This window comes from Streptococcus suis (assembly GCF_002964045.1).
GTDB classification, from domain to species: Bacteria; Bacillota; Bacilli; order Lactobacillales; family Streptococcaceae; genus Streptococcus; species Streptococcus suis_U.
The window spans coordinates 1-2,660 of the sequence record NZ_POPB01000251.1; the positions used below are offsets into that span (position 1 = coordinate 1).

The 2,660-nt window shown below is 33.7% G+C and carries 1 protein-coding gene and 1 pseudogene; one reads left to right on the top strand and one right to left on the bottom strand.

Features of this window, described 5'->3' with window-relative positions:
• Window positions 1-276: 276 nt before the first annotated feature.
• On the bottom strand, window positions 277-747 hold the full coding sequence (locus C1E99_RS02410; RefSeq protein WP_105206470.1) for a sigma-70 family RNA polymerase sigma factor: 471 nt from the start codon (window positions 745-747) through the stop codon (window positions 277-279).
• Between the two features lie 346 nt (window positions 748-1,093).
• Between C1E99_RS02410 and C1E99_RS15185 the strand changes: the two are divergent.
• A pseudogene (locus C1E99_RS15185) lies at window positions 1,094-1,678 on the top strand (IS30 family transposase); the annotation flags it as partial.
• Between the last annotated feature and the right edge of the window lie 982 nt (window positions 1,679-2,660).

The following is a 2,660-nucleotide window of genomic DNA, read 5'->3' on the forward strand; positions in this document are numbered from 1 at the left end:
GAAACTTTTTTTATTTTCTTTTTTAGTGTTGTGTCTCGGATTTGACAACTCATTTATTCTATCATCTTCAACTTGCTTTGTCAACACTTTTTTGAAACTTTTTTATTTTCTTTTTTGTGTTTTCTCGGCTTGTTTTGACAACTCATTTATTCTATCATCACCGCTAGGGATTGTCAACACTTTTTTGAAACTTTTTTTAAAAAAGAAGCAGCGTAAAACTTTCATTCCAGCTCTACATTGCTTCTTGATAATCATTTATATTTTATAATATCTGATTTATCGGAAATCCTTCAAATGCATTTGTAAATCTCGTATCATTTTTCGACGGCCATTGAAGCATTGTCCGCTGATTAATTTTTCGTAATTAGAAAGTTGGGTATTGCTTAGTTTCTTACGATAATCTCTTAAGGCTCCTCGTAGCATTAATAATTCATCGTTCACCAGACCTGGCGATTGTATGACGTGTGATAATTCGTGTATATCCTCATGGGGCATACGATCAAACTTGCGCTTCTGACTTTCTTGTCTACGTACCCGATCTTTGATCCGATTTCTGAACTTGACTTTGAAATAACAATACAATTGGTCTTGTTCATCAACTAACCATGGTTGTTCCTCCAATAGTTCAAATAGTGTCAGCATGCCTTCTTGATCCCAATCATCTCGATCCCATAGCTTTATATAATATTCTTTTCGAGCTTTATTTACTATGCCTTTAACGCTAGCATACACTTGTTCGAATTTCATAAACACATCTCCTTTTGTTAATGGGTTTAGTGTATCGAAAAGTTCTGGCTTTCTACAGGACATTTTTGTCGTGTGTGCTTCTATTTCATTTTACCTATCTTTAAATTTCCTGACTTTAAACTAAGCTATCTGTTTATTTAAGCGAGATTAAGCTTTTTTCATAGTTTAAACAGTACTACTATTTATAGATTGCATACACAATAAAATTTTACTCAAAAAAAGCTGGTTCTCTAAGGCTGTAGTTTATAAATCCTCTTTGAGGATTATCAGCTTCTTGAAGAGAACGAATGAAAACACCTCTATGCAATACTTGTTGTTCACCACAAACAAATGGAAAGACACAGAGATGTTAGAACATTATAACCCTAGAGGGAAAATTTGAAAATAGATAATCAGCACCTGATTGTGCGCTGAAAGTATGAAAATATGTCCAATTGTGAAATTGCACGCTTGCTAAGAAATGATCCTAAAACAATTCATAATGAATCCAATCCTGGTACAACCTTACAGCAAGCGCGAAAAGGGGGGATAAGAATATTGACTCTATTGTTTATGGACAAACTGTTTACCAAATCATTCGAAATTGGTCAGTGAAAAGGTTGATGCTAACAAAGGAAATTAGAGAAACGATTCTACACTACTATAAGAAAAAGTTTTTGTCTGAAATGATGGTTACGAAGAAAGTGAAAGTAGGCACTTAGGATTGAAGAAATTAGACATGTTGTATGCTAGAAAAATGTACGGCGTAACGAAGCAATCAAATCCTAACTGTGAGTCAGCTTGTAAATCTATTGAAGAACGGCCTAACATTTTCAATCTTCGATTGCAAAACGGTCATTATGAAATTGATACGATTCTACTAACCAAGTTGAAAAAGCGTTACGTTTTAGTCTTAACTGACCTACGGAGTTGGCACCAAATTATACAGGTTACTCAAGTTGATTTGGGGTCATTGAAAATAATTGATATGCGAATGGCCATACTGAGTCACTGTATTTTTTCTTTTTTGTATTGCTTGTAAATTATCTCCAACACATTCACTGTAAGAATATTACTTTTCTCATTTACCATTGTTATCAAATTTGATTCATATCTTGCATATTTTAAAGATATAGTGGGATGACTAGTCGTCCACTTTCTAAAAAGATACCGAATCTAGGCAAGCTATTTACGTGACAATAATTAGTTAGAACGCAATTTTCAATCTGAAAAGGCTCTTGAAAGACTTATCACAGACTTTACTTACTCATACTTTGGGAACTGTAAACTTTACCTTTATTCCATCAGACCTCTAAAATCTTAAAATTGTAGCCGATTCTATTTCAAGTTTCTAGGATTCAAACATTGCGCAGAGCATATTCAATCAACCGGAATTACCTAATGTGGCAATCTTACACAGCGATTAAGTCAAGTTTATATCACAAATACATATAATCAGTTTTGCATTGAAAAAGACACCATCTACACCTTTTCTCATAATGGCATGCTCGCAGATACCACCTTTATCGAATGATACCATTAACTCCAAAAGTGCGGTACCTTCTCTCTCCATATAGAATAACATAACTATTGATAGTATAACAACTATTGTCAATCTTACATTGCATTTTATAAAGTAGATAGAGTTCAACAGAAATTAAACAACCAGTTTCATGTAGATTTCAGAATGCTGGTCGCATAAAAATGTAAGGGCTTCTGTCCCCATACTTGGGGTGCAATACCTTATCATTATAAAATATTATATCTGATGAGCAATTTGCACCAATTTAAAAACTTACTGCTAGATCGAGCTATATTTGGCATTTAGACAATATGTAAAGACCCCCAGTTGAGAATTCGTGGATTTACCTGTACACTAGAATAAAAAAACAATCAACTTCTAACAGGAATTATCACACTCAATTGGAGGTCTT